This is a genomic window from Kribbella soli, from assembly GCF_004331345.1.
GTDB classification, from domain to species: Bacteria; Actinomycetota; Actinomycetes; order Propionibacteriales; family Kribbellaceae; genus Kribbella; species Kribbella soli.
The window spans coordinates 174,578-200,998 of sequence record NZ_SJJZ01000001.1 but is presented as its reverse complement, the minus strand read 5'-3'; the positions used below and the strand labels follow the sequence as shown (position 1 = coordinate 200,998).

27 protein-coding genes are annotated in these 26,421 nt (G+C 68.7%); 13 read left to right on the top strand and 14 right to left on the bottom strand.

What is annotated here, in order from left to right; all coding sequences use genetic code 11:
* The first annotated feature begins 3 nt into the window (after positions 1-3).
* Entirely contained in the window at positions 4-762 is a 759-nt protein-coding gene (locus E0H45_RS00990; RefSeq protein ID WP_238154730.1) for an SDR family NAD(P)-dependent oxidoreductase, read from the top strand.
* Here the strand turns inward: E0H45_RS00990 and E0H45_RS00985 are convergent.
* Positions 759-1,487, bottom strand: coding sequence for a 6-phosphogluconolactonase (locus E0H45_RS00985; RefSeq protein ID WP_131334371.1), 729 nt, complete (start codon positions 1,485-1,487; stop codon positions 759-761). The genes E0H45_RS00990 and E0H45_RS00985 overlap by 4 nt on opposite strands.
* Positions 1,488-1,716: 229 nt before the next feature.
* Here E0H45_RS00985 and E0H45_RS00980 point away from each other — a divergent pair, with 229 nt between their 5' ends.
* Positions 1,717-2,379 carry a DedA family protein gene (locus tag E0H45_RS00980; RefSeq protein ID WP_131334370.1) on the top strand — a complete coding sequence of 221 codons (663 nt, stop codon included), beginning with the start codon at positions 1,717-1,719 and terminating at the stop codon, positions 2,377-2,379.
* A 59-nt stretch (positions 2,380-2,438) separates the two neighbouring features.
* Positions 2,439-3,065 carry an NADPH-dependent FMN reductase gene (locus tag E0H45_RS00975; RefSeq protein ID WP_131334369.1) on the top strand — a complete coding sequence of 209 codons (627 nt, stop codon included), beginning with the start codon at positions 2,439-2,441 and terminating at the stop codon, positions 3,063-3,065.
* Positions 3,066-3,176: 111 nt separating this feature from the next.
* Here E0H45_RS00975 and E0H45_RS00970 read toward each other — a convergent pair whose 3' ends face one another.
* From E0H45_RS00970 to E0H45_RS00960, 3 genes are all read right to left on the bottom strand, one after another.
* Positions 3,177-5,642 carry an ABC transporter permease gene (locus E0H45_RS00970; protein WP_238154729.1) on the bottom strand — a complete coding sequence of 822 codons (2,466 nt, stop codon included), beginning with the start codon at positions 5,640-5,642 and terminating at the stop codon, positions 3,177-3,179.
* Positions 5,639-6,424, bottom strand: a complete 786-nt coding sequence (locus tag E0H45_RS00965; protein ID WP_131334368.1) for an ABC transporter ATP-binding protein — start codon at positions 6,422-6,424, stop codon at positions 5,639-5,641. The genes E0H45_RS00970 and E0H45_RS00965 overlap by 4 nt, the downstream gene beginning before the upstream one ends.
* Positions 6,425-6,498: 74 nt before the next feature.
* Positions 6,499-7,095: a TetR/AcrR family transcriptional regulator gene (locus E0H45_RS00960; RefSeq protein WP_131334367.1), complete on the bottom strand. Its 597-nt coding sequence runs from the start codon at positions 7,093-7,095 to the stop codon at positions 6,499-6,501.
* Positions 7,096-7,204: 109 nt separating this feature from the next.
* Here E0H45_RS00960 and E0H45_RS00955 point away from each other — a divergent pair, with 109 nt between their 5' ends.
* The 4 genes from E0H45_RS00955 to E0H45_RS00940 all read left to right on the top strand — a co-directional run bounded on the left by E0H45_RS00955 (position 7,205) and on the right by E0H45_RS00940 (position 11,577).
* On the top strand, positions 7,205-8,206 hold the full coding sequence (locus tag E0H45_RS00955; protein ID WP_131334366.1) for an ABC transporter permease: 1,002 nt from the start codon (positions 7,205-7,207) through the stop codon (positions 8,204-8,206).
* Positions 8,207-8,421: 215 nt separating this feature from the next.
* Positions 8,422-9,786, top strand: coding sequence for an extracellular solute-binding protein (locus tag E0H45_RS00950; protein WP_238154728.1), 1,365 nt, complete (start codon positions 8,422-8,424; stop codon positions 9,784-9,786).
* Between the two features lie 25 nt (positions 9,787-9,811).
* Positions 9,812-10,753 carry a carbohydrate ABC transporter permease gene (locus E0H45_RS00945; protein WP_202872161.1) on the top strand — a complete coding sequence of 314 codons (942 nt, stop codon included), beginning with the start codon at positions 9,812-9,814 and terminating at the stop codon, positions 10,751-10,753.
* Entirely contained in the window at positions 10,750-11,577 is an 828-nt protein-coding gene (locus E0H45_RS00940; protein ID WP_131334365.1) for a carbohydrate ABC transporter permease, read from the top strand. The genes E0H45_RS00945 and E0H45_RS00940 overlap by 4 nt, the downstream gene beginning before the upstream one ends.
* Here E0H45_RS00940 and E0H45_RS00935 read toward each other — a convergent pair.
* From E0H45_RS00935 to E0H45_RS00925, 3 genes are read right to left on the bottom strand one after another with little or no spacing between them, the layout of a single operon-like run.
* Positions 11,567-12,241, bottom strand: coding sequence for a hypothetical protein (locus E0H45_RS00935; RefSeq protein WP_131334364.1), 675 nt, complete (start codon positions 12,239-12,241; stop codon positions 11,567-11,569). The two genes, E0H45_RS00940 and E0H45_RS00935, sit on opposite strands and share 11 nt — an antisense overlap.
* A complete protein-coding gene (locus E0H45_RS00930; RefSeq protein ID WP_131334363.1) occupies positions 12,238-13,449 on the bottom strand; it encodes an MFS transporter in 1,212 nt (403 codons plus the stop codon). Before E0H45_RS00930 ends, E0H45_RS00935 begins: the two co-directional genes overlap by 4 nt.
* 35 nt (positions 13,450-13,484) lie before the next feature.
* Entirely contained in the window at positions 13,485-14,018 is a 534-nt protein-coding gene (locus E0H45_RS00925; protein ID WP_131334362.1) for a GyrI-like domain-containing protein, read from the bottom strand.
* Between the two features lie 129 nt (positions 14,019-14,147).
* On the opposite strand from E0H45_RS00925, the gene E0H45_RS00920 reads away from it, so the two are divergent.
* From E0H45_RS00920 to E0H45_RS00910, 3 genes are all read left to right on the top strand, one after another.
* Positions 14,148-15,458: a sensor histidine kinase gene (locus E0H45_RS00920; RefSeq protein WP_131334361.1), complete on the top strand. Its 1,311-nt coding sequence runs from the start codon at positions 14,148-14,150 to the stop codon at positions 15,456-15,458.
* Positions 15,452-16,099, top strand: a complete 648-nt coding sequence (locus E0H45_RS00915) for a response regulator (protein WP_131334360.1) — start codon at positions 15,452-15,454, stop codon at positions 16,097-16,099. The genes E0H45_RS00920 and E0H45_RS00915 overlap by 7 nt, the downstream gene beginning before the upstream one ends.
* Before the next feature lie 276 nt (positions 16,100-16,375).
* Entirely contained in the window at positions 16,376-16,801 is a 426-nt protein-coding gene (locus E0H45_RS00910) for a CBS domain-containing protein (protein WP_131334359.1), read from the top strand.
* 63 nt (positions 16,802-16,864) lie between these two features.
* Here E0H45_RS00910 and E0H45_RS00905 read toward each other — a convergent pair whose 3' ends face one another.
* Together E0H45_RS00905 and E0H45_RS00900 are read right to left on the bottom strand one after the other, a co-directional pair.
* Entirely contained in the window at positions 16,865-18,214 is a 1,350-nt protein-coding gene (locus E0H45_RS00905) for a M16 family metallopeptidase (RefSeq protein WP_131334358.1), read from the bottom strand.
* Complete coding sequence (locus E0H45_RS00900; protein WP_131334357.1) at positions 18,211-19,494, bottom strand: M16 family metallopeptidase; 1,284 nt, start codon at positions 19,492-19,494, stop codon at positions 18,211-18,213. Before E0H45_RS00900 ends, E0H45_RS00905 begins: the two co-directional genes overlap by 4 nt.
* A gap of 114 nt (positions 19,495-19,608) precedes the next feature.
* On the opposite strand from E0H45_RS00900, the gene E0H45_RS00895 reads away from it, so the two are divergent.
* Together E0H45_RS00895 and E0H45_RS00890 are read left to right on the top strand one after the other, a co-directional pair.
* Positions 19,609-19,956 carry a YciI family protein gene (locus tag E0H45_RS00895; protein ID WP_238154727.1) on the top strand — a complete coding sequence of 116 codons (348 nt, stop codon included), beginning with the start codon at positions 19,609-19,611 and terminating at the stop codon, positions 19,954-19,956.
* Positions 19,949-21,130 carry an RNA polymerase sigma factor gene (locus E0H45_RS00890; protein ID WP_202872160.1) on the top strand — a complete coding sequence of 394 codons (1,182 nt, stop codon included), beginning with the start codon at positions 19,949-19,951 and terminating at the stop codon, positions 21,128-21,130. Before E0H45_RS00895 ends, E0H45_RS00890 begins: the two co-directional genes overlap by 8 nt.
* A gap of 150 nt (positions 21,131-21,280) precedes the next feature.
* Here the strand turns inward: E0H45_RS00890 and hisN are convergent, their stop codons facing one another.
* Positions 21,281-22,060, bottom strand: coding sequence for a histidinol-phosphatase (gene hisN, locus E0H45_RS00885; RefSeq protein ID WP_131334356.1), 780 nt, complete (start codon positions 22,058-22,060; stop codon positions 21,281-21,283).
* 147 nt (positions 22,061-22,207) lie between these two features.
* Between hisN and E0H45_RS00880 the strand changes: the two genes are divergently transcribed.
* Positions 22,208-22,684, top strand: a complete 477-nt coding sequence (locus tag E0H45_RS00880) for a DUF2231 domain-containing protein (RefSeq protein WP_131334355.1) — start codon at positions 22,208-22,210, stop codon at positions 22,682-22,684.
* Here E0H45_RS00880 and rsgA read toward each other — a convergent pair.
* From rsgA to E0H45_RS00860, 4 genes are read right to left on the bottom strand one after another with little or no spacing between them, the layout of a single operon-like run.
* Complete coding sequence (gene rsgA / locus E0H45_RS00875; protein ID WP_131334354.1) at positions 22,677-23,687, bottom strand: ribosome small subunit-dependent GTPase A; 1,011 nt, start codon at positions 23,685-23,687, stop codon at positions 22,677-22,679. The two genes, E0H45_RS00880 and rsgA, sit on opposite strands and share 8 nt — an antisense overlap.
* Positions 23,687-24,955, bottom strand: a complete 1,269-nt coding sequence (aroA, locus tag E0H45_RS00870; protein WP_131334353.1) for a 3-phosphoshikimate 1-carboxyvinyltransferase — start codon at positions 24,953-24,955, stop codon at positions 23,687-23,689. Before aroA ends, rsgA begins: the two co-directional genes overlap by 1 nt.
* A 49-nt stretch (positions 24,956-25,004) precedes the next feature.
* Positions 25,005-25,577, bottom strand: a complete 573-nt coding sequence (locus tag E0H45_RS00865) for a DoxX family protein (protein ID WP_131334352.1) — start codon at positions 25,575-25,577, stop codon at positions 25,005-25,007.
* Between the two features lie 58 nt (positions 25,578-25,635).
* Positions 25,636-26,367 (bottom strand): DsbA family oxidoreductase, encoded by a 732-nt coding sequence (locus E0H45_RS00860; protein WP_131334351.1) that lies wholly within the window; start codon positions 26,365-26,367, stop codon positions 25,636-25,638.
* Between the last annotated feature and the right edge of the window lie 54 nt (positions 26,368-26,421).

The following is a 26,421-nucleotide window of genomic DNA, read 5'->3' as shown; positions in this document are numbered from 1 at the left end:
AACATGATAGTTTCTAACATGGACGGCAAGGGTGCGTTGGTGACGGGCGCCTCCCGGGGCATCGGGCGAGCGATCGCGGAGCGGCTGGCCGCGGCGGGGGCCGAGGTGGCCGTGCACTACCACCAGGACAAGGCCGGTGCGGAGGAGACGCTCGAGCGGATCGGCGGTCGCGGGTTCGTGATCGGGGCCGAGCTCGGGGTGCCTGGGGATGCCGAGCTCGTCGTCGGTCAGTTGGCCGCGGGCCTGGCCGGCCGGCGGCTGGATGTGCTCGTGAACAACGCGGCGGCTTCGCCGGCGGGTCCGATCGGTGCGGACACGGAGGCAGCGTTCGACCGGTTGATGGCGGTCAACGTGCGGGCGCCGTACTTCCTGATCCAGCGGTTGCTGCCGGTGCTGTCCGACGGCGGCCGGATCGTGTCGATCTCGTCGGTCGCGACCCGGATGGCGAACCCGGCGCAGACCTCGTTCGCGATGACCAAGGGCGCGCTCGAGACGATGACTCTCAGCTTGGCGCAGGAGCTGGGAGCGCGGGGCATCACCGTCAATGCCGTCGCGCCCGGTGCGACCCGGACCGAGGCGAACGGGGCGATCTTCGAGACGCCCGGGTTGTCGGAGCTGATCGTCGCGCAGACGGCGCTCGGCCGGTTGGGCAGCGCCGACGATGTCGCCGAGGTGGTCGCGTTTCTTGCCTCACCCGCGGCGCGGTGGGTCACCGGGCAGGTCGTGGACGCGTCCGGTGGTTTGCACCTCGGGGTCGGTTAGGGCGTCGACTCGGCGTCCAGGAAGAGTTGTACGTCGGGGTGCGTGCGCAGCGCCGTACCGGGGTAATTGGGCCCGATCGGTTGCATGAGGGTGTCGTGGACGGCCTGGCGTTTGACTGATCCCGGGACCGAACCGATCAGTGCGTGCGCGTTCAGCAAGCGGGGGATGGTTACGGTGATCGCGTGGGTAGGTACGTCGGTGAGCGCCGGGAAATTGCCCTCGTCGACCTGCTGCTGGCGGCTGGTCTCGTCCAGCGCGACGAGCCGCACCGCGTCGGGGTCGGCGAAGTCGGCCGGCGGGTCGTTGAACGCGAGGTGGCCGTTGACGCCGAGGCCGAACAGGACCAGGTCGAACGGGTCGTCGCCCATCAGCTCCGTGTAGGCGTCCGGGCCGTCGTCGGGGGCGAGCGGGTGGAACGTTGCCTGCGGCACCTTGTCGAGGAAGCTCCGGTGCAGCCAGTTGCGGAACGACTGCGGTGCATCGGGCTTCAGGTCGACGTACTCGTCCATGTGGAAGCACTCGACCCGGCTCCAGTCGAGGTCCGGTGCGCCGGCGAGCGCGGCCAGGGTGGCTGTCTGGCTCGGCGCGGCGGCGAGCATGACGCGCGCCCTCCCGGTCGTTGCGATGGCCTTCCTCAGCCGCTCGGCGGCCGCGGCGCCCGCAGCGCGCCCGAGCTCGGTGCGATCCGAGGAGGTGCCGACCCGCGGAGCATGCTCAACAGTCATGGGGAAAGGCTCGCACACCCTCCGGATCACCGTCGCGCCATGCCGAACTGCGAACAACCGCCGGGGACCGGGAATAGGCAATAGCTTGTCCCCAGTCACCGGCGGGTCTGCCGACATCCGGCGTTCATCGGCCGGGGGTTAGCCCCCGGGTGGGCCGGTGGTTTGCCGGAGGTTGGGTTGGTGGCTGGCCGGAGTGTGCGGGGTTGTCCGCGCGAATAGCTTCGTGGGTATGACGAATCTGGTGCTGACGAGCGCAGTGCAGGAGCCGACTGGCGGAGTGGCAGGCTGGGCGATCGATCTCATGGAGCGGATGGGACCGGCGGGGGCGGGGCTTGCAGTGGCGTTGGAAAACCTGTTTCCGCCGTTGCCGAGTGAGGTGATCCTGCCGCTGGCCGGGTTCGCGTCGGCGCGGGGCGATTTCGGGCTGGTCGCCGCGATCGTGTTCACCACGCTCGGGTCGGTCGTGGGTGCGCTCGCCTTGTACGGCGTGGGCGCGGTGCTCGGGCGGGACCGGACGCGGGCGCTCGCCGGGAAGCTGCCGTTGGTGAAGCTGCGGGACGTCGACAAGGCCGAGGACTGGTTCGCCCGGCACGGTGCGAAGGCGGTACTGATCGGGCGGCTGGTTCCGGTGGTACGCAGCCTGATCTCGGTGCCGGCCGGCGTCGAGCGAATGCCGGTGGCGCTGTTCCTCCCGCTGACGGCAGTCGGGAGCCTGGTGTGGAACTCGTTGCTGATCCTGGCCGGCTATCAGCTCGGCGAGCGGTGGCATCTGGTGGAGTCGTCGGTGGGGGTGTTCCAGAAGCTGGTGATCGCCGTCGCGGTGGGCGCGGTCGGGTGGTTCGTCGTGGTGCAGCTCCGGGCCCGGCGTTCGGATTCTGAGAAAGTCAAGTAAGCGGCTCGACTTTGACTACGCTCGAGGTAGTTGCCGTCGAGGTTCAGGAGATGGGTCAGATGCCGTCAGTCGCGTTCGAGTCGCAGGTCGCGCCCCAGAGTGCGCAAGAACCGCCGGTCTGGCCGCAGTCGGTGGTCACGCTGGTGGGCAATCCGCGGGCGGGGTCGCGGACAGCGGCCGCGGCGGCGTCCGTCGCGGAGCTGCTCGCCTCCGAGCTCGGTACGCCGTACCGGATCGACGAGCTGATCGATCTGGTGACGATCGCCCCGGCGATCTTCCAGGGTGAGCATGCCGGCGCCGAGGCGCAGGCGGCGCTGGAGAGCGCGATCGATCTGGTGTCGTCGGCGTCGGTGATCGTCGTCGCGACTCCGGTCTACAAGGGCAGCTACACCGGGTTGCTCAAGAGCTTCCTCGACGTACTGCGCCCCTCCGCGTTGGCAGGCTCCGTGGTTGTGCCGGTGACGGTGTCGGCCGCGCCGAGTCACAAGCTGCTGGCCGATCAGCACATCCGTCCTGTGCTGGCCGAGCTGGGCGCGAGCGTCCCGGTGCCCGGCGTGATCCTGGAGGAGCGTGACCTCGAGGACCTGCAGGTCGTGCTGTCCGGCTGGATCCGAGACAACGCGGGCATCGTCCAGGCCACCACCATCGCCCTCCAGCCGGTCGCCGAACCGACCCCTGCCCGATAGCGCAAACCCACCGCACGCCGTGGCCCTTCGTGCGGGTGGCCCTGGTACCTCCTGTGCTTCCGCACACCGGCCCCGGTTCCTCGCGGCTATCCATCACCGACACAAACCCGGTTAGTCGGTATAGCTCGGTTGGGTGGGGGAGTGGCGGAGGGTTGTGGTGGCTGGGATGAGGGTTGAGGCGAAGGTGAGGAGGGCGGCGGCGCCTACTACTACGAGGTAGATCCAGATCGGGCCGGTGGGGAGGGCGTCGTTGGAGACCTTGGCGGAGAAGGGGAGGAGACAGGCCAGGGCGACTGCGGTGCCGAGGGTGACGCCGGTGAGGGTGACCAGCGTGCTTTCGGTGGTCAGCATGCGGAGCACCTGGAAGCGGGTCGAGCCGGTCAGCCGTTGGAGGGCGAACTCGCGGCGGCGGCGCAACGTGGTGGACACCAGCGTGTTGACGACCGAGACCGCGGTGTAGGCGATCAGCATGCCGACGAGCATGTAGTTGATCCACGCCTGAGTCTGCAGGTCCTCGACGTTCGAGGCGACCAGCGTGCTGCGGTCCGCGACCTGCACGCCTGGATGGGCGGACGCGACCTTGGCCAAGCCCGATCGTATGTCGGCACCCGGCGCGGATCGTACCAAGATCTGCTTGGTCAACCCGTCCGTCGTGTGTGCCGCGACCAGCGACGCAGGCAGGATGATCGTCTCGTACCCGCGCTCGGCCGCAAACGTCGCGACCACCAGCAGTTTCACCGTGGTCCCGTCGCCCAACGTCATCGTGATCTCAGAGCCGACGCCGCGGCCGGTCTTGGTCGCCATGTACTCCGGCACCGCGGCCGTCGACCCGGTCAGACCGGCCAGCGATCCGCTCGTCAACCGAACCGGCGCCGTACCGTTCGCGCCCTGCGCATCCACGCCGATCACCGGCGCACCGTCCTCGTCGAACGGCGCATTGCGAGGCTCGTCGACCGCACCCATACTGCGCACGAACGAGGAAGCACTCGCCACACCAGGCACCGCCCGAACCTGCGAGAGCACCGTCGGCGAGAGACCAGCGTCCGACACCAGTACGGCGTCCGCACGCAGATCCCGCGTGAACGCCTCCGAGGATGCGTGCACCTGCGTAGTCTGCATGTACAAGTTGGCGGTCGAGATGCCGACGGCAAGCATCACCGGCATCGCCGCGGCCGACAGCGCCACCGAGCGCGCCGACAGGTTGCGGATCGCGAGCCGACCGTTCACCCGGGTCAGGGCCTGGACCGGCCAGCGCCAGATGCCCAGCACAGCCTTGGTCCAGAACGGCCCGAGCACCGCGACACCGATCGCCCAGCAGAGGATGGACGGACCCGCGGTCGAGGCGGCGAGCGGCCCGGACATCACCGTCGCGGTGACGATCAGCAACGCCAGCCCGCCACCGAGGAACAGCAGGCCGAACAGCAACCGGATCCAGCTGAACCACTTCCGCTGTAACGACGCCTCGACCAGCGCCTCGACCGGCTTGATCTTCGCCGACTTCCGCGCCGCGATCAGCCCCGCGCCGATCGCCGCGAGGACGGCCGCACCGGCACCAGCCGCGAACGGGATCCACCCCTGCGAGAACTCGATCACCGGCGAGGCGACGCCGTGCGAGCTGAGCTGATCGAACAGGAACCGGCCGAGGAAGATCCCCGGTAGGCATCCGAGCACGACGGCCGGCAGCGAGACCATGAGCGCCTCGCCGAGGATCATCCGCCGTACCTGACCGGGCGTCGTGCCGATCCCGCGGAGCAGTGCGAACTCCCGCTCGCGGTGCTGCGCCGCGAGCGCCAGCGTGGACGCGACCACGAACATCATCGTCATCGCCGCGATCCCGCCGAACGATCCGGCGATCGCGATCAACGCCGTACGGTGGGATTCGGCGTCGGGGTGTTCCGCGAGGCCGCGGTCGACACCCGCGCGGGCAGTGAGGTTGCCGTCCAGCTGCTCCAGCCGGTCCTTCACGTCGTCGACATTGGTGCCGGGGGCAACTTGTACGCCGACGTCGGCGAAACGGGCCGGGTTGCGGACGAGTTGGGCGGCGTCGTGGTCGGAGAAGAAGGCGTGGCCGGCGGCCTGTGGGGCGATTCCGCTGATGGTGAAGGTCTTCGGCTCGCCGTTGATCAGGAGGGTGAGGTGCTCGCCGACCTCGCCGGACGACGCGACTACCTGACCGGAACGTGGCGAGCGCCCAGTGCTCAGGTGATAGGGGGCGAGGGAGGCGCTCGACCAGTTGTGGCCTTCGGTGATCGACGGGCCGACGGCGGTGAAGGTGTAGTCACCGACAGCGGACGAAACGCCTTGTACGGAACGGATCTTGGCAAGCTGGTCGATCGGTACGCCGACGCGCTCCGGCAGGGGAGTGGCGTCTTCGGTGCCCGGTCGAAGATGGGATTGCTTGCCGGTGACAACGAGCGAAGTACCCGCGAGGCGTTGCGGCTCCACGTTGGAGCGGATGCCGGTCTCCATCAGGCCGCCACAGGCCATCACGATCGCCGTACCGAAGGCGACCGCGATGAACGTGGCGATGAATCCGCTCTTGCGATGGCGCAAGGTGCGGACGGCGAGGCGCATCATCCCGCCACCGCCTGCAGGGTCGAGCGCGCGCCGAGGTGGGTCATCCGGTCGGCGACCGTTTCGGCGGTCGGTGCGGTCAGGCTGCCGGCGAGCGCGCCGTCGGCGAGGAAGACCACCTGGTCGGCGTACGACGCGGCCACCGGGTCGTGGGTGACCATGACGACCGTCTGGCCCTGGGTCCGCACCGGTTCGCGCAGGAGCTCCAGGACGTCGGCAGCGGTCTGGGTGTCGAGAGCGCCGGTCGGCTCGTCGGCGAAGATCACGGCCGGCCGGGCGACGAGTGCGCGGGCGATCGCGACCCGCTGCTGCTGGCCGCCGGACAGCTCGCCCGGGCGGTGCTTGGCCCGGTCGGCGAGTCCGACGCGCTCCAGGACCTGGCGTACGGCGGCCTTGTTCGCGCGGCGCCCGTCGAGCTCCTGCGGCAGGCAGACGTTCTGCCAGACGGTCAACGCGGGCAGCAGGTTGAAGGACTGGAACACGAAGCCGATCCGCTCCCGCCGGAGCTCGGTCAGCCTGCGCTCACTCAGCCCGGCCAGCGCCTGGCCGTCGATGTACACGCTGCCGGACGTCGGCCGGTCGAGCCCTGCGGCGCAGTGCAGGAAGGTGCTCTTGCCCGATCCGGACGGACCCATCACCGCGGTGAAGGTGCCGGGGGCGAACTTCATCGAGATCCCGTCGAGGGCGGTGACGGCGTTCCCGCCACGGCCGTAGACCCGTCGTACCTCCTGCAGGACGACCGAGTACCCGGTCCCGTCGACTGCTTCCTGCGTCCGTTTCTTCATGCCGCCGACGCTACGGATCAGCGGCGTACCAACCCATGGTGCTGAGCCACCCCTGATGGTGGACGAAACCCCACCTAGGGGCGGAGGAGGGCGCGGAGGCCGGCGCTGTAGGTCGCGGGAGTGACATCACCGATGATCAGTCGCTGCAGGACGAAGCCCGGGATCAGGCCGAACAGAACCTGGGCGACGTAGCGGGGATCGACATCGGCGTCGATCGTGCCGTCGGCCTGGGCGCGGCGGGCGACTTCTTCGAACCGGTCCCGCAGTTGGGTGTACTTGCCGCAGGCGGTGGTCATGATCGCCGGGTTGTGCAGCGCCTCGGCCCAGGCCTGGACGCCGACCCGCGTGACGTCGCCGCCGGGTCGTCCGGCCACCTCGACCACGTGATCGAGCGCTGTCTCCAGAGCCATCAGGGGCGTCAGCGGCGCTTCGGTGGCGAGGATGTTCTGGAAGACCTCGTCCACGGTGCTGAGCGCGTCCTCGGCGATCGCCGCGACGATCTCTTCCTTGCTCTTGAAGTACCCGTAGACGGCGCCCGCGGACAGCCCGGACTCGCGGATCACGTCGGCCATCGTCGTCTTGTGGAAGCCCTCCCCGACCACGCAGGTACGCGCCGCCGCGACGATCTGGGCGCGGCGCGCCAGCCGGTGTTCCTCGGTGACCTTGGGCACGCTCGCAACATAAAACGAATGTCCGTTCTTGACAAGTCGCCGAGCCGTTGCCAGGCTCGGATCTATAAAGAACGATCATTCGGTTTTTAAGCCTGAGGGAGTGCCAACCATGACCACTGAGGCGCACGCGGCCGAACGTCGCCGGCCGCCCCTGATCGCCGTCATCACGCTGCTGACCGCGGTCCTCACGGTGTTCCTGATCGCCTTCGCGTGGCCGTCCGCGCGCTCCGAGCCGCGGAACGTCCCGCTCGCGGTGTCCGGCCCGACGCCGGCGGTCGCGCAGATCGAGGCCGGGCTCGAGCAGGCGATGCCCGGTGGCTTCGAGATCACCGCCGTACCGGACCGGCAGGCGGCCGTGCAGCGGATCGAGGACCGGGACGCGTACGGCGCGATCGTGCTGGACGCGGCGCAGCCCGAAGTACTGACCGCCTCCGCGGGCGGGCCGGCCATCGCGCAGGTTCTGACGCAGTTGTCTGCCCGGATGTCGCCGGAGAACCCGGCCAAGGTGACCGACATCGTGCCGCTGCCGAAGGACGATCCGCGGGGTGCGGGTCTCGCTGCAGGCGCGTTGCCGCTCGTGCTCGGCGGGATCATCGCCGCCGCCGCGCTCACCCAGCTGGTGCGATCCGGGGCGAAGCGGATGATCGGCGCCGTCACGTTCGCGGTCACCGGCGGGCTCGCGCTGGCCGCCGTACTGCAGTACTGGCTCGGCTCGTTCGACGGCAGCTACCTCGGCAACGCGGGCGTGATCGCGATGTCGATCGCGGCCATCAGTCTCACGCTGCTCGGACTCGAGTGGCTGCTCGGTACGGCGGGACTCGCGCTCGGCGGCGCCGTGATGATGCTGCTCGGCAACCCGCTCTCCGGGATGACGAGCGCGCCCGAGATGCTGCCGAGCGGATGGGGCACGCTGGGTCAGCTCCTGCCGCCCGGAGCAGCCGGTACGGCGTTGCGCTCGGTGAGCTTCTTCGACGGCGCCGGCGCGGCCCGGCCACTCGTCGTACTGGCGTGCTGGTTACTCGCCGGAGTGGTGCTCTGCGGACTCGGCGCGCTGCGCTCCCGGGGACGCGCCGTACCGGCTCGGCGTGAGGCGTCCGCGGTCGCGGCCTGACAAAGTAGGGGTATGACAACGCGGTGACCGGATCGTTACGTCCCGGTCGCCGCGTTACCGTGCTCCTACCGCGACAACGTTGTCTGTCAAGCATTGACTTCGGTCGATGCGGCCTCCTACGGTCGCGGGAAAGCCCGCAGGGTTTGGGCCGTGGTACCGGGATGACAACGATTGCCCGAAGGTGGACGTGAATGATGTCTAGGAAACGTTTCAAAGTGGCAGCTCTGGCGAGTGCGCTGCTGCTCGCGGTGACGGCCTGCAGCCAGGGGTCGACGACCAAGCAGCCGGACGCCGGCAGCTCGCAGAGCGCCGGTCCGGCGCACATCAAGATCGCGTACCAGCAGTGGGGTCCGGGCACGGTGATGAAGAACTTCCTCGCCGGCGTGAAGACCGAGTACGAAGCCGCGAACCCCGGCTCGACGGTCGAGATCCTGCCGATCGTTGCGTCGGAGAACGACTACTACACCAAGCTGCAGCTGATGATGCGGTCGCCGAACACCGCACCGGACGTGGTCTACGAGGACACCTTCCTGATCAACTCCGACATCACCGCGGGGTACCTGAAGCCGCTCGACGACTACATCAACAAGTGGGACCAGTGGAGCCAGTTCCAGGACACCGCCAAGGGCGCGGCGAAGGCGCTCGACGGCAAGACGTACGGCGTCCCGGACGGCACCGACACGCGGGCGCTCTGGTACAACAAGCAGCTGTTCGCGAAGGCCGGCCTGCCCGAGGACTGGCAGCCGAAGACCTGGGACGACGTGCTCAGCGCGGCCCGGACGATCAAGCAGAAGCTCCCCGGCGTCATCCCGATGAACGTGTACTCGGGCAAGCCGATGGGTGAAGCGTCGGCGATGCAGGGCTTCGAGATGCTGCTGTACGGCACGAAGGACACGCTGTACAACAACGACCAGCAGAAGTGGGTCGTCGGCAGCCAGGGCTTCAAGGACTCGCTGAACTTCATCAAGACCATCTACGGCGAGGGCCTCGCGCCGTCGCCGAAGCAGGCGCTCGACCCGAACATGGGCAGCAAGGTCGGCACCGAGCTGCTGCCGCAGAGCAAGCTGGCGATCGACCTGGACGGCTCCTGGATCTACAGCAACTGGCAGAAGACCGGCGCGAAGCCGTGGCCGCAGTGGAGCACGGTGCTCGGCCAGACCGCGATGCCGACCCAGGACGGCAGCGGCAAGGGCAAGGTCAGCCTCTCCGGCGGCTGGACCTGGGCGATCCCGGCCAAGTCCAAGAACCCGGACGCGGCCTGGAACCTGATCAAGACCCTGCAGACGCAGAAGAACGCGACCAAGTACGCGACCGACGGCGCGCAGATCGCGGTCCGCAAGGACGTCGCCGACGACGCCGGCTACAAGAACTCGTCGAAGAGCACGAAGTTCTTCACCGACCTGGTGTCGGTGACCGTGTACCGGCCGGCGTTCGCGGAGTACCCGAAGGTCTCCAACGAGATCATCACCGCGATGGAGGCGGTGATGACCGGGCAGTCCTCGCCGGACAAGGCCGCCAAGAACTACGACGAAGCGGTCGAAGGCATCGTCGGCAAGGACAAGACGACTTCGGGCCAGTAGCCGAACCGACGAAGGAACCTTGCCTGTGACGACGACTGTCGCTCCCACGGCCTCCACTCCCGCTCCCTCCGGCAAGACGTCCGGACGGAGCGGGAAGCCGCGGGCCGCCAACCTGATCCGGATGCTGCCGCTGTCGCCGGCCATCGGACTCATGCTGGTCTTCCTGGCCGGCCCGATCCTCTACTGCGTGTACGCCGCGTTCACCAACATGGCGCTGACCGGAACCGGTGCCGCGAACGTGAAGTTCGTCGGCGTGGACAACTTCCGCAAGGCGTTCGGCAGCGGCGCGTTCACGAACGCGATCTGGCTGACGCTGGTGTTCACGCTGATCTCCGCGATCATCGGTCAGAACACGCTCGGCCTCGGCCTCGCGCTGCTGATGCGGAAGTCCACGAAGCTCGTCCGGAACTTCGTCGGTACGGCGGTGATCGGCGCGTGGGTGCTGCCCGAGGTGGTCGCGGCGTACCTGCTGAGCGCGTTCTTCAACGACGACGGCACGCTGAACGTGATGCTGCACGCGGTCGGCCTGCCCGGTCAGGACTGGTTGTACGCGGCACCGATCATCGCGGTCTCGCTGGCCAACATCTGGCGTGGTACGGCGTTCTCGATGCTGGTGTACTCGGCCGCTCTGAGCGAGATTCCCAAGGAGATCGAGGAATCCGCCGAGATGGACGGCGCGGGCGGCTGGCGGCGGCTCGCGTTCGTGACGCTGCCGATGATCACCCGCGCGATCATGACCAACCTGATGCTGATCACGCTGCAGACGCTGAGCGTGTTCGGCCTGATCTTCGCGATGACCCGCGGCGGCCCGGGAACCAAAAGCCAGACGTTGCCGCTGTACATGTACGAGCAGGCGTTCAGCTTCTCCCAGATCGGCTACGGCACCGCGATCGCGTTGGTGATGCTGGCGATCGGCGCGGTCTTCTCGCTGATCTACCTGCGTGGACTGAACTCGGAGGCCGCATGATTGCCCGCGACCGGATGAGCAAGCTGGCATCGAACCTGATCCTGCTGGCCATCGGCGTACTGTTCGTGCTTCCGCTGCTGTGGGTGTTGTTCGCCTCGATCAACCGGACCGCGGGGCTGCGGGTCGAGTTCCCGACGCATCCGACGCTCGGGAACTTCAAGGCGGTGCTGAACACCGACACGACGTACCGGCCGGTGCTGAACGGCATCATTCTGTGCGGTGGGGCCGCGTTGCTGACGATGGTCTGTGCGGTGCTGGCGGCGTACCCGTTGTCGCGGTTCCGGACGCGGTTCAACCGGCCGTTCCTGCTCACCGTGCTGTTCTGCACCGGGCTGCCGATCACCGCGGTGATGGTGCCGGTCTACGGGTTGTTCGTGCAGCTGAACCTGGTCGACACGCTCGGCGGCACGATCATGTTCATGGCGACGAGTGCGTTGCCGTTCGCGATCTGGCTGACCAAGACGTTCATGGACGGCGTACCGATCTCGCTCGAGGAAGCGGCCTGGGTCGACGGCGCCGGGAATATGCGGGCGCTGCGGGCGATCGTGCTGCCGTTGATGTGGCCCGGGATCGCGGTCGTGCTGATCTTCACCTTCATCGGCATGTGGGGGAACTTCTTCGTCCCGTTCATGCTGCTGCTGTCACCGGAGCGGTTGCCGGCGTCGGTCAGCATCTTCACGTTCTTCGGCCAGTACGGCGAACCGAACTACGGGCAGCTGGCGGCGTACTCCCTCATCTACACCATGCCCGTACTCCTCCTCTACCTCCTCCTCAGCCGCAAACTCGGCGGCGCCTTCGCCCTCGGCGGCGCCATCAAGGGCTAGTGAGGGTGGCGTGGGCTTCTCGCCAGGAGTTCAGTTTTTCCTGGAAGGTGGCTTCCCATTGGAAGTCGGAGACGCCCTGAGTGAAGCGGGCGAGGGCGATCGGGGCCAGCGCGCCGGCGGTTTCCGGCGCGGCCTCGACGACCAGGGCCAGGCGGATGGTGAAGGTCGCCAGGCGGGTCAGGCGGGAGTGGTCCGGGGTGGTCTCCAGGTCCTTCAGTTGGCCGTGGAGCTGTTTGATCGTGCGCAGCGCCGTACGGTGTTCGCCGCGGCCTGACGGCTGGTCGAGTTCGTCGGCCGGGATGCCCAGCAGTTCCGCGACGTCCTCCGACGGCTCGGCGGCAGGAGTTGCCTTGCCGAACAGGCGGGGCTTGTCGGCCTGGAGGCGGTTGGCGATCTCGTCCAGGAGCGTGTCGAGGCACTTGACGAGCTCAGGTACGGCCTTGTCGGCCGTCCTGCGACGGTTCGAGTCCAACGCAGCGACGCGCTTGTGCTCCGCCTCGATCGCCGCGCGCAGCGACTCCGGCCAGTCGTCGAGACCGTTCAACGCCTCCTGACGGGGCGCGGTTGCGTTGAGGGCGCTCGGGTCGAGCGGCTTGGCGCCGGAGCGAGCCGCGTCGATCTCTTCGCCGATCTTCTTCTGAGGTCCCGGAACGATTGAGCTCACACGTCCACCCTACGCAGGTTCCAAACCGAGGGGACCACGAGCGTGATGACGGTGATCAGGACGAACAGTGCGGCGCCGTACAGTTCGACGGCTTTCGCGCCGATGGACACGGCGACGTACCCAACGGTGAGTTGGCCGACGGGGCCGGCGATGAACGAGCCGAGCATGTCGTACGACGCCACGCGCGACAGCTTGTCGATGGGCACATGCTGGCCGAGTGCGGTCTCCCAGGTGATCCCGAAGATGTCGAAGCCGACCCCGAGAAGGAACGCCGCGATCGCCATCGCCCAGAGCTGGGGCACCAGCGCCAGGCACAGCATCACCGGGACCGTGAGGAGCATGCCGAGCATCCCGGTGCGGAGCGGGCGGCTTGGTTTGAGACGGAGCATGATGAGGCCGCTCGCGATGAGTCCGGCGCCGAAGCAGGCACTGACCAGACCCCAGCCGGCTCTGCCGAAGGTGCGGTCCGCGATCACAGGGCCGAGGACCTGGTAGCAGGCCGTGAAGATCAGGTTGAGCAGTGCGAACGCGAGCACGATCACCCAGACCCACTGCCGGGACACGAACTCCGTCCAGCCTTCTCGCAGGTCGGTGAGGACCGAGCTCGCCGCCCGCTCGATCCGCGGGATCGTCAAGCGGAACAGCAACAGCGCAGCGATCAGGAACGTCAGGCCGTCCACCGCGAGCCCGACCCCCGGACCGGTCAGGCCGACGATCACACCCGCGACCGCGCCGCCGCCGATCATCGCCGTCGAGCGTGCGAACCCGGCGATCGCGTTGGCCTGGGGGAGCTCCGACCGGTCCACGATCGACGGCAGGATCCCGGTCATCGCGGGCATCACGAACGCGGCCGCCACCCCGTTCACCGCTTCGATCGCTGCGAGCTGCCAGATCGTCGCGTGCCCGGTGAGGACGAGCGCAGCGGCCAGTCCCTGGGTGAGTCCGCTGATCGTGTTGGCCGCGACCAGCACCAGGTGCCGGGGCAGCCGGTCGGCGATCACGCCGCCGATCAGCAGGAACACGATGTTCGGGATGCTCCGCGCCGCCAGCACGGTCCCGACCGCACTGGCCGAATGCGACACGTCCAGCACTGCGAACACCAACGCCACCGGGGCGATCGCCGATCCGAGGATCGAGATGAAGCGAGCGGAGACGAAGATGCGGACGTCTCGGTGCCGGAGTACGGCGAGATCCTGCCGCCAAGTCACCGCATCCCCCTTGTTGCCCGACGAACCTGCAGAGCTTACGGTCTCCGGCGGGTCTCATGCGGGCGAATCTCCGGCTCGTCTGCCAGCCGCATACTCAGCTCGACCTCCCACCTCGTCTTACGCGGCTCGGTACGCGGATCGGTGCGGTAGGCCTCGTACCTACAGCCGAAGACATCGCCGGTCGCGATCTCGTGCCGGTCGAGGGTCAGCCCTTGGTCGGCAACCCAGTCGAGCAGCGCGCGGTTGGCCCGGAGCGAATGATTGCGGTAGGTCAGCGTCGCGTACCGTCCGGAGGGCAGCACGCCGGGCCGCACCCGTTCGTCGCCGGGCAGGGCGGTCGGTGTCAGGACGCCGACCTCCAGATCCATCGGCCCGCTCATGTCGATCACGTGCAACCGGAGAAAGAACGGGCCGGCATCGTCGATGCCCTGATCGGCGACCCAGGCGATGAGCTCGTCCAGGAGTTCGTTCCGCTTCCCCAGCATCCCCCGGAACGGCGTTACCACTCGGATCCCGACACAGGTCCGAGCCTCGTGCCGGACGACCCGGGTCGGCTCCACCACGTCCATACGCCCAGAGCATTCCACAACCGGTGCTGTTCGGTGGGCGGGCGGAGCGTTTTCGGTGTGTGGGGGATCGGCGTACGGTCAGTAGCTGTGAGGGGGCGTCTGGGTGGCTTTTGGGCGGCACGGGGAAGCGTGACGCTCGCTTTGCTCGTTGGCGGGATGGCTGCGGCGGCTGTCGCGGTGGGGCGGTGGGAGCGCGAGTTCGGGTACCAGAGCGCAGCGGCGTACCTCGTGCTCGAGACCGTGAACGCGTGCGTCGCGCTACTGCTCGCGTACCTGGTCTACGGACGGTTCCGGCGTACGAACACCTGGCAGGATCTTCTGCTGCTGCAAGGACTGGTGGTTCTCGGTACGGCGAACGCGCTGCTGAGCGTCACGCTCGCCAAGAACGAGCCGGTCGGCGGGTTCGGCAACTGGCTGCCGCCGGGACTGCGGATCGTGGGGACGCTGCTGATCGCCGCATCGGCCCTCGTCCCGGACCGTCAGACACGGCGGCGCGGCTGGCGGCACTGGGCGCTGGCACCGGTCATCGCAGTGATGCTCGTGATCAGTGCGGTCCTGTACTGGCGGAGGGACTCGCTGCCGGAGTTCTCCACCACGAATGCACCCCTGATCCCGGCACTCGTAACGTTCACCTGCTTCGCGGTGGCCGCGGTCGGGTTCACGATGCAGGCTCGCAGCCGGGACGACGTACTGCTGCGTTGGCTCGGTCCCGCCTGCGCGGTGGGTGCGTTCGCGCGGCTGAACTACCTGGTCTTTCCGCCGGCGCGCGAGGACTGGCTGTACTCGGGCAGCGTGTTGCGCACCGCGTCGTACCTGCTGCTGCTCGTCGCCGCGGGCCGCGAGATCAGCCGGCACTGGGCGCTGCAGGCGGAGGCCGCGGTGGTCGAGGACCGGCGTCGGCTCGCTCGCGAGATGCACGACGGCGTACTGCAGGAGCTCGGCTACATCCGCTCCGAGGTCTCGTCCTTCACCGACGATCGCCCGCGCGTCGACCGGATCCTCGGCGCCAGCGACCGCGCGCTGGACGAGGCGCGGCAGATGCTGGAGGCCCTTGGGCGGTCGGACGACGAGCCGCTCGGTCTCGTCCTGCACCGGGCAGTCGAGCAACTGGCCCAGCGGTACGGCGTGACGCTGGATCTCGAGCTCGACGAGTCGATCGTGGTCGACCGGGCGCAGCGGCACTCCCTCGTCCGAATCGCCCGGGAAGCCGTCCTGAACGCGGTCCGGCATGGCAAGGTGGATCGGGTCAGGGTCGAGTTGGGCCGTGACGGCGAGGGGAGCAGGCTGCGGATCTCCGACGACGGGGCCGGGTTCGATCCGGGGGGATCGCGGACCGGGTTCGGTTTGATCAGCATGCGGGAGCGTGCGGAGGCGCTGCCCGGGATGTTCGACCTGACATCGCGGCCGGACGAGGGGACGACGGTGGTGGTCAGGTGGTGAACGCGGATGCGAGCCGGGTGGTGATCGCGGACGACCACCCTCAGCTCCGGGCGCACATCCGGCAGGCCCTGGAGGCGGGCGGTTTCGAGGTCTGCGCCGAGGCCGGTAACGGGCCGCAGGCCGTCCGGTTCGCCGAGGAGCACCGGCCGGACGTCGTACTGCTCGACATCCACATGCCCGGCGGCGGGATTCGGGCTGCCGCGGAGGTCGCCCGGCTGCTGCCCGAGATCGCGATCGTGATGCTCACCGTGTCCCGCGACGACAACGACCTGTTCGACTCGCTCCGTGCGGGCGCTTCCGGCTATCTGCTGAAGGACACGGATCCCGGCCGGCTGCCTGCGGCGCTGCGCGGGGTGCTGTCGGGCGAGGCGGCGATCCCGCGGTCGCTGGTCGCGCGCATCCTCGACGAGTTCCGGGAGCCGGGGCGCCGGCGCACGGTCCGGCGATCGAAGGCGGCCCTGCTGACGTCCCGCGAGTGGGAGGTGATGGGCCTGCTCGGCGAAGGCCTCACGACCGAGGAGGTCGCCAAGCGACTGTTCCTCTCACCGACGACGGTCCGCGTCCACATCTCGTCCGTACTGCGCAAACTCCGGGTCAAGGACCGCCAGGCTGCCATCGACCTGCTGAAGGACGAACGCTAGGAGGTGCCGACCGTGCGGGCGATCCCCCCTCTTCACCGCCCCCACGATCGGACCCTCCCGACCGACCATGTGCACCCCTCCGCGCACACGCTCTGCGATCACACTAAGTAGCGAACGGCCGGAGAACCACCCCCGAGCCCCAACTTGAGCGTTCAAACAGCTAAACGCGGCAGGCGTGCGCTCGTGGGGTGGACGGTTGTCCGTCGTTGTCACTGGGGGTGACCGGGGGAATGCCGGTACCTTGGGGTATTGGTCCTCGAACTTGCAGGAGGCTCCGTGAAGATCAATGACGTACTGCGCGGTAAGGGCAACCAGGTCGTCACCATCTCCCCAGAAGCCACTGTCACCGAACTGCTCTCGCTGCTGGCCGAACGCAACATCGGTGCGGTCGTGGTCAGCGCGGACGGAGCGTCGGTGGACGGCATCGTCTCCGAGCGCGACATCGTCCGGCTCTGGAACGGTACGCCGGACGCGGGCGAGGTCCGGGTCAGCGCGATCATGACGTCGGAGGTACACACCTGTACGCCGGACGACCTGATCGACAACCTGATGCGGTTGATGACCGACCGCCGGATCCGGCACGTCCCGGTCGTTGTCGACGGCAACCTTGCCGGCCTGGTCAGCATTGGTGACGTGGTCAAGTCCCGGATCGGCGAACTCGAGTTCGAGACCGAACAACTCTCCAACTACATCAGCAGGTGACCGGGCGGTCCCGCTGCCCCCGACCGTGCCGGGGGCAGCGGAACCCCGATCAGCCCAGGTAGATCAGCTGAGCTCGATCAGGTCGCCGAGGTCGAGGGACTCCAGTTGCGGGCGGACGTCCTTGGCTTCTCCGACCACGACCACGAGCAGGCCGTCGGTGCCGACGTACCGGCGGTAGGCGTCGGTTGCCTCGGCCGCCGTGGTGGCGGCGATGTTGGTCAGGTACGTGTCGGCGAAGTCGATCGGTACGCCGTTCGCGATGTTGCTGCCGACCTGCTGGGCCACGGAGTCGGCCTGCTCGTAGCGCAGCGGCGCGGTGCGGATCAGGCTGTCCTTCGCCTCCTGCACCTCCTTCTCGGTGAGGCCGTCGCGGGCCTCCCGCAGGATCCGCAGCGCGTCACCGATCGCGGCACCGGTCACCTCGGTCCGTACGGCGCCGCCGAGGCTGAAGGTCCCGCCCTTGCGGGGAGCCGCGAAGCTGGTCCGCGTCCCGTACGTGTACCCCTTCTCCTCGCGCAGCACGGTGTCGACCCGGGAGGTGATCGTCCCGCCGACGACGTGGTTCGCGACCGCGGCCGCACCCCACGCCGGGTCCCGCCGGTCCGGACCGGCGCACCCGATCAGCAGTTGGCTCTGCACCGAGCCCGGCCGATCGACCAGCACGACCCGGTTGCCCGGCAGGTAGATCGGCTCCGGCGTGGCCAGCGCCGTACCGGCCGACGACGTCCAGTTGCTGAAGGCCGCGTCGATGATGCCGGCGACATCCACACCGGTCGCGTCGCCGGCGAACAGGATCTCCGCCCGCTCCGGGCCGATGTTGTTCCGGTAGAAGTCGGCCACCTCGACGTTCGTCAGCGGACGGATCGTGTCCGGCCGGCCCGCGGTCGGCCGGGACCGCCGCGTCGACGCGTCGAACAGGTGCGCCGCGAACGCTTCCCGCGCCCGGTACCCGGCGTTGGCCCGCTCCTGGTTGATCTCGCCGAGCCGGATCGTCACGTGCCGCCCGACATCGGCCTGGTTGAACGCGGGCCGCGTGATCGCCTCGGCGAGCAGCTCGACCGCCGGCGCGAGATGCGACACCGGCACCGAGATCTCCACGTGCAGGGCGTCCGAGCTGACGTCCACGCCGTACGCCGCTCCGTGCCGTTCCAGCGCGGCGGCGAACTCGTTGGCCGAATGCAGCTCGGTGCCCTCGTCGAGCGTCCGCGACATGATCGTCGCGACACCTTCGAGTTCGCGCGGTTCGGCGATCAGCGGCATCGCGATCGTCACCCGGACGGTGGCGACGTACTGCCCCGGACGGTCGAAGACGTGCACCGGTGCGCCGACGCTGGTCTGCGTGGTCACCGCCTCCGGGAACCTCCACGGACGCGGCGCGCCGACGGCCGGCGGGGTGGTCAGAACCTGGCTCATTCTTGTTCTCCCGACTCGCTGCGGCGGTAAGTGACCTGAACGCGCCCGGAAGCGCGGATCCACTTCTGCGCCGCCGCCTGCACCTGCTCGACGGTCACCGCCTGCACCTGGTCGATGCGCGTGTTGATCCGGTTCGCATCGCCGAACAGCAACGCGTGGTGCGAGATCTCGTCGGCCCGGCCTGCGCACGTCGCCAACTGCTCGAGCCAGTCCCGCTCGGCCTGTGCCTGCACCGTGGCCAGCTCTTCCGAGGTGACCCCGTCCGCGGCCAGCTTCTCGATCTCCTCGAGCAGCGCGTCCTCGACCTTCTGCAGCTCGATACCGTCCGACGCGATCCCGGTCAGCGTCCCGAACGACACCCCGCCGATCAGCGGCAGCGCACCACCGGACACCGACTGCGCGATCTGCTCGTCGCGGACCAGCCGCCGGTTCAGCCGGCCGCTCTGCCCCGCGGCGAGGATGTCGAGCGCGAGCCCGGCCGCGTCCAGTTCGGGCGTCCCGTCGACCGGGAGCCGGAACATCATCGTGATCAGGTCGGACGGTACGTCGGACTCCACGTCGTCACGCTGTACGTCGGTCATCGGGCCGATCGTCCCGTCCGGCGCCGGCGGCGGCGTGGTGATCGCGGGCAGGTGGCCGAAGTACCGCTTGGCGGCGTCGAACGCGTCCTCCTCGGACACGTCGCCGACGATCGTCAGGACGGCGTTGTTCGGGCCGTAGTACTTGCGGAAGAACGCGTGCACGTCCTCCAGCGACGCCGCGTCCAGGTCGGCCATCGACCCGATCGTCATGTGCGCGTACGGGTGGCCCTCGGGGAACGCGAGCTTCACGAGCCGCTCGTACGAATCGCCGTACGGGCGGTTGTCGTAGCTCTGCCGCTTCTCCTCCTTGACCACGTCACGCTGGTTGTCCAGGTTCTCCTGGTTGACCGCGTCGAGCAGGTAGCCCATCCGGTCCGCCTCGAGCCAGAGCGCGAGGTCGAGACCGCCGCCGGGCAGCGACTCGAAGTAGTTGGTGCGATCGAAGAACGTGCTCGCGTTCAGACTGGCGCCGGCGGTCTCCAGCAGGCTGAAGTGCTGACCGGAGGCGACGTTGCGCGATCCCTGGAACATCAGGTGCTCGAAGAGGTGCGCGAACCCGGTCAGCCCCGGTGGTTCGTGGCGCGACCCGACGTCGTACCAGAGGTTGACGGCGACGATCGGGACGGCGCGGTCCGAGCTCACGACGACCCGGAGGCCGTTGTCGAGCGTCTGCTCCGCGATGGGGTACGTCAAGGGCATACCGGCCACCATACGTGGTCCCGAAATTCGTTCGGGTGAGATGTCGATCTCGGCGGTGGTCGTGCATCGGGGTGGTAGATGCTGGGACCGACCCGCACAAGAGAGGTGACTTCAGTGGGCAAGTATTTGGTGATGATCTACGACGACGAAGCCAAGTGGGACGCGGCCGAGCCGTCGGTGATGGAGCAGAACCACAAGAACCACCAGGCCTTCGCCGAGGCGAACGGTGCGGCCCTGCGCGGCGGCGGGCAGCTCGACGGGAGCACCACCGCGACCTCGATCCGCGCTGACGGCAACGGCGGGTACGTCGTCACGGACGGCGTCTTCGCGGAGACCAAGGAAGTGATGGGCGGGTACTACATCATCGAGGCCGCCGACCTGGACGAGGCGCTCGCGATCGCCAAGCAGGTCCCGTCGCCGATGGGCGGTGTCGAGGTCCGTCCACTGGTCAACGGTGGCTGACCCGACAGCCCAGGAGATAGCGCAGGCGGTGGCGGCGGCCCATGTGACGGAATGGGCAGCCGTCCTCGCTGCAACTGCTCGCGTGGCGGCGGACCTCGACCTGGCCGAGGACTGTGTGCAGGACGCATACGCGAAGGCGCTGGTGCACTGGCGGGAACAGGGTGTGCCAAGGCGGCCGGGTGCATGGCTGACGACGGTCGCGACGAGGCGAGCGCTGGAACACCGGCGGCGCGCAGACGTCGTACGGCGGAAGTTCCCGTTGCTGATCCCGGAAGAGGACGTCGTCGACGAGACGTTCCCGGACGATCGTTTGCGACTGGTCTTCACCTGCTGCCACCCGGCGCTGTCGCAGGAAGCTCAGATCGCGCTGACGCTGCGCCTGGTGTGCGGTCTGTCCTCGGCCGAGATCGCGAAGGCGTTCCTGGTCAAGGAAGCCACAATGCAGGCCCGCATCACCCGAGCCAAACAAAAGATCACCCGCACCGGCATCCCCTACCGCATCCCACGCCTGACAGACCTCCCGGACCGCATCGACGCCGTGCTGGACGTCGTGCACTTGGTCTACACAGCCGGATACACCGCGAATGACACCGCAAGCCAGCGGGGGATCGATCTTGCACGGATGATTCGCTTGCTGTTGCCGGACAGCGCTGAGGCAGCAGGCCTGCTGGCGTTGCTGTTGCTGACCGAGGCACGGCGGCCCGCACAGGTCGACGGGCAGTTGGTGTTGATGGAGGATCAAGATCGGGCGCTGTGGGATCAGGCATTGATCGCCGAGGCGCTTGAGTTGGTGCCGGGTGCAGTGGGACCGGCTGGGCGGTTCGGGTTGATGGCCGCGATTGCCGCGGTGCATGCGGAGGCGGTGCGGTGGGAGGACACCGACTGGCCCGAGATCCTCGGGCTCTACGACGTACTGCTTGCACAATGGCCGTCGCCGGTGGTCGCACTGAACCGCGCGGTGGCACTCAGCTATGTGGCAGGCCCCGAGGCCGCGCTCCACGAGCTACCGGACGACCCGGCGCTGGCGACGTACCCGTATCTCGCGTCGACCCGCGCCGAACTGCTCCGCCGACTCGGCCGCACGGGCGAGGCACGCGCGGCGTACGAAGAAGCACTCGCCTTCACCACCAACCCCGCCGAAGCAGAGTTCCTGCAGCAGCGAGCACGACTTTGAGCCCCCACCAACCACGCCCCACCCACCTTGAGCCCCCACCAACCAAACTCCGCCGCGAGATCTGATTGACCCGTGCCCAAAGAGGTTTCCGGCTCTCCGGTCCTCTGCCGGACGTGCAGGTGTTGTGTTGCCCGCTGGCGGGGGGGGGGGTTACTCGAGGCGTTTGAGGACTTCGTCGTGGAGGCGGCCGTTGGTGGCTACGGCGTTCGGGCCGTTGGGGCCGGGGGCGCCTTCGACGGAGGTGAATTTGCCGCCGGCTTCGTCGACGATGATCGCCAGCGCGGCCATGTCGTACAGGTTGAGCTCGGGCTCGGCCGCGATGTCGACCGCGCCTTCCGCGACCAGCATGTACGACCAGAAGTCGCCGTACGCGCGGGTCCGCCAGACCGAGTCCATCAGGTCCGCCCACTGGTTCTTCTTGCCGAGCTTCTCCCAGCCTTTCAGCGAGGCGTAGGACAGCGACGCGTCCTCGATCTTGCTCACGTCGCTGACCCGGCACGGCTGCGACGAGTGCAGCGCGCGGCCGGTCCAGGCGCCGTCGCCGTACGACGCCCACCAGCGCTTCCCGAGCGCCGGGGCGGAGACCACGCCGACGACGACCTGGTCCTCGATCATCAGGCTGATCAGCGTGGCCCAGACCGGGACGCCGCGGATGTAGTTCTTGGTGCCGTCGATCGGGTCGACCACCCAGCGCCGCACGCCCCAGCCGCTGGTGCCGTCCTCCTCGCCCACGAACGCGTCCCGCGGACGGGCCCGGGCGAGCGTCTTACGCATCACGTCTTCGACCTTCTTGTCCGACTCGCTCACCGGGGTGAGGTCGGGCTTGGTGGCCACGTGCAGGTCGAGCGCCTTGTAGCGGTCCATCGTGGTCGAGTCCGCGTCGTCGGCAAGGATGTGGGCGAGCCGCAGGTCATCCGTGTGCGAAGGCATGCCGGAAGGCTAGCCTGAACCGCTCGTGAGCGGACCGGGTGTCCGGGATCAGTTGCGGATCGATTGCGGTGTGGATTGAACCAAACGCAGTCGTTGAACGTGCCATTAGTGTCTGATCACGTCACACGACTGCCATGGAGGCTGTCCATGTTCGAGCGCTTCGGGGACCTGCCGCTGCACGTGCTGGTGATCCATCTGACCGTGGTGCTGCTCCCGGTGGCCGCGCTCACCGTCATCGTGTTCGCGCTGGTGCCGCGGTGGCGCCGGCTGCTGCGCTGGCCGGCGCTGTTGCTGGGCGTCGGCACGGTGGTGTGCGCGTTCGTGGCGAAGGAGAGCGGCAAGGCGTTCGTCGAGGCGGTGCCGACGCTGCAGAAGGCCGTCGAACTGCACGCGAAGCGCGGCGATCTGCTGTTCTGGTACTGCCTGATCTTTGCGATCGTTGCCGTCGCCGCCTTCCTGCTGCTGGCAGGTATCAAGGGTGACAAGGCAACGAAGAGCCGACCGCTCGAGCTGCTGACGCAGGCCGCCGTCGTGGTGATCGGCGTACTGGTCATCTGGCAGACCATTCGCACCGGCGACGCCGGCGCGAAGGCCGTGTGGGAAGGCCAGCTGCCGGCTAAGTAGGTTCGTCGGATTCGCGCAGCTCCCGGCCTTCGCGGGAGGCCAGCAGCCGGCGGAAGGAGTCGACGCGGGCGGCGTCGGCGCGGCCCGCGGCCACGGCGTCGTCCAGCGCGCAGTCGGGGGCGTCGGCGGTATGGGTGCATCCCCGGGGACAGGTTTCCGCGATCTCGGCGAGATCCGGGAAGGCGTGGATCAGCTGTTCCGGCTCGACGTGGGCCAGGCCGAAGGAGCGGATGCCGGGGGTGTCGATGATCCAGCCACCCTCCGGCAGCCGCAGGACCAGGGTGTTCGTCGACGTGTGACGACCGCGGCCAGTGACCTCGTTGACGACGCCGATCGCCCGGTCCGCGCCCGGGATGAGGCCGTTGACCAGCGTGGACTTGCCGACCCCGGAGTGGCCGACCAGAACGCTCGTACGGTCGTCGAGCTGCTCACGGAGCTCGCTGAGGTCGCCGCCCTGCTGCGTGGCGACCGACTCGACGCCGAGCGGGCGGTAGATCGAGAGCAACGGGTCCGGGTCGGCCAGGTCGGTCTTCGTGAGGCACAGCAGCGGCCGCATGCCGGCGTCGTACGCCGCGACCAGGAAGCGGTCGATCAACCCGGTGCGGGGCTCCGGGTTGGCGACTGCGACGACGATGACGAGCTGGTCCGCGTTCGCGACCAGGGGCCGCTCGACCGGGTCGTCGTCATCGGCGGAGCGGCGCAGCAGCGTCGTCCGGGGGAGAACCTCGACGATCCGGGCCAGCGAGCCCTGGTCGCCGGTGGCGTTGCCGTCGAGCTTCACCCGGTCGCCCACGATCACGCCGGTGCGGCCGAGCTGCCGGGCCTTCATCGCGGTCACCTCGCGGCCGCCTTCCGGATCCTCGACCCAGCAGGCGTAGCGCCCACGGTCGCGGGTGAAGACGAACCCGATCGCGGCCTCGTCGTACGAGGGGCGGTCCTTGGTCCGTGGCCGGGTGTGGCGCCTCGGACGGTCGTACTTGGCCTCCTCGTCGTACCGCGACATCAGCCGGCGAGCTCCGACCACATCTGGGGGAACTCGGGCAGGGTTTTCGCCGTGGTGCCGATGTTCTCGATCTGCAGGTCGTCGACGAGCAGGCCGACGACGGCCGCGGCGTGCGCCATCCGGTGGTCGTCGTACGTGTGGAAAAGTCCGCCGTGCAAGGGCTTCGGCCGGATCGCCAGTCCGTCCTCGAGCTGCGTGACGTCCCCGCCGAGTGCGTTGAACTCGGTCTCGAGCCCCGCCAGCCGGTCGGTCTCGTGGTTGCGCAGATGCGCGATACCCCGCAGGTACGACGGTCCGTCGGCGAAGGCGGCCACCGCGGCGATCACGGGTGTCAGCTCGCCGACCTCGCTCAGATCGAGGTCGCAGCCCTGCACCTGTCCGGTCCCGCGCACGGTCAGACCGTCCTCGGTGCGGGTCACCTCGGCGCCGAACCGCGTGAAGATCTCGGGCAGTTGGCCGCCCGGCTGCGTGGTCTCCGACGGCCACCCGGTCACGGTCACCTCGCCGCCGGTGATGACGGCCGCGGCCAGGAACGGCGCCGCGTTCGACAGGTCGGGCTCGATCGCGGTGTCCAGCGCCCGAATGGGGCCAGGGGCAACCACCCACCGGTTCGGTTCCGCGTCGTCGACCGTGACGCCGCGTTCCCGCAGCATCGCCACCGACATGTCCAGGTGCGGCTGCGACGGCACCGGCTTCCCGTCGTGCCGGATGTCGACGCCCTCGTCGTACCGCGCGCCGGCCAGCAGCAGCGCGGACACGAACTGGCTCGACCCGGACGCGTCCAGGGTCACCTTGCCGCCACGCACCGAACCCGTGCCGGACACGGTGTACGGCATCCGGCCGGTCCCGCCGTCGTCGATCTGTACGCCGAGGCTCCGCAAGGCGCCCAGGATGACGCCCATCGGCCGCTCCCGCGCGTACTCGTCACCGTCGAAGGCGACCACACCGTCGGCGAGCGCGGCCACCGGCGGGACGAACCGCATCACAGTGCCGGCCAGACCGCAGTCGACGTTCGCTGGGCCTTTGAGCGAGCCCGGGGTGACGGTCACCGTCGTACCGCTCTCACTGATGCCGACCCCGAGGGAGACCAGGGCGGACCGCATCAGCTCGGTGTCGCGAGCCGCGAGCAGGCCGGTCAGGTGCGACGGGCCGTCCGCGATCGCGGCGAGGATGAGCGCGCGGTTGCTGATCGACTTCGATCCGGGCACCGTGACGGTACCGGTGACCGCTCCATCGACCCGCGGCGCCGGCCAGCCCTGCTCGCTCATCCCACTCCTCTGCTCAGGTTTGTACGCCCCTGAGCCTAGGGCATCGGGATCAGCTGAGCTCCGCCTTCGCGAGACGGGCGGCGTGCTTCGCCTCGCGGGCCAGCTGCTTCGCCTCGCGCTTGGCGGCCTTCGCGCCGCGCTTGGTCTCGCGCTTCGCCGCCCGCGCACCGTGCGTGGCGCGCCAGGCGACGCCCGGCTTGCCCTCGGTGTCGACCGCGGCGAGCAGCAGACCGCCGAGGATCCCCAGGTTCTTCATGAACGAGATGCGCTGCTGGTTCCGGACCGTCTTGTCCTTCTCCAGCCAGAACGGGTGGCCGGCGAGCGTCGTCGGTACCAGGGACACGGCCAGCACGCCGGCGGCGAGCCGACGGCCCTTGCCGCTTGCCAGCGCGACACCGCCGAGCAGTTGAGCCGCACCGTTCAGCCGGACGAGGTTGGCGGTCGTGTCGGGGATCCGGTCGCTCACCTGCGGCGGAGCGACCTTCTTCACCATCGGCATCATTCGGTCGGTCACCGGCTGCGCCTTGGGGACGAGCGGCTCGGGATTGCGGATCGCGTTAGCGCCTTGCACGACGAAAATGACGGACAGCAACGGCCTGGCCAGTGCGCGCACGACAGTCATGCCTCCTTCATACACCACGTTTCGTACGACTTCCGGTACCCACCGCTGAACCTGGTGCTCAGATGGGGCAGCCGTCCGGCCCGCATTCCACGTCACCGTCGGTCGTCGCGCCCGGTGCGGTGATGAGCGTCACCGGCTTGCGGTCCGCGTTCGCCCGGCGCAGTGCTTCCTTGAAGACGTCGACGGGCTGGGCGCCGCTCACGCCGTACTTCTCGTCGATGACGAAAAACGGTACGCCGTTGGCGCCGTACGCCAGTGCCTGCGCCTGGTCCGCGGCGACGTCGTCGGTGTACGTCGTACTCGCGAGAACCTCACGCACTCGCTCGGCGGGGAGGCCGACCTCGGTGGCCAGCTCGGTCAGCGTGGCCTGGTCACCGACCGGGAGGCCGTCGGTGAAGTAGGCCTTGAGCAGACGCTCCTTGAGGCGGCCCTGCGTGTCCGCGGGCACCTCACCGGCCTCCGCGAGGTCGCGGGCCAGGTGCAGGATGCGGTGCGCGTCGACGGTGTTGACCGCCTTCGCCTGGTCCAGGTGGTACTCGAGCCCGACCTCGGCCGCCACCTCGGTGACGTGGGCGTTCGCCTGCAGGCCCCACTCGCGGCCGCGACCGTACTTCTCGCCCAGCCGGGTCGGCAGGTCCCGCGGGTCGTCGTTCGTCGACGACGGGTCGAGCTGGAAGCTGTGCCAGACGATCTCGGCGCTCTCACCGCTGTCCGCGAGCGCCTCTTCGAGACGCCGCTTCCCGATGTAGCACCACGGGCAGACGACGTCGGACCACACATCAATGCGCATAACTGTCGGCAACTGTCCGTTCTCTGGACCTATTCCCAACCAGCCGCCGGTGTG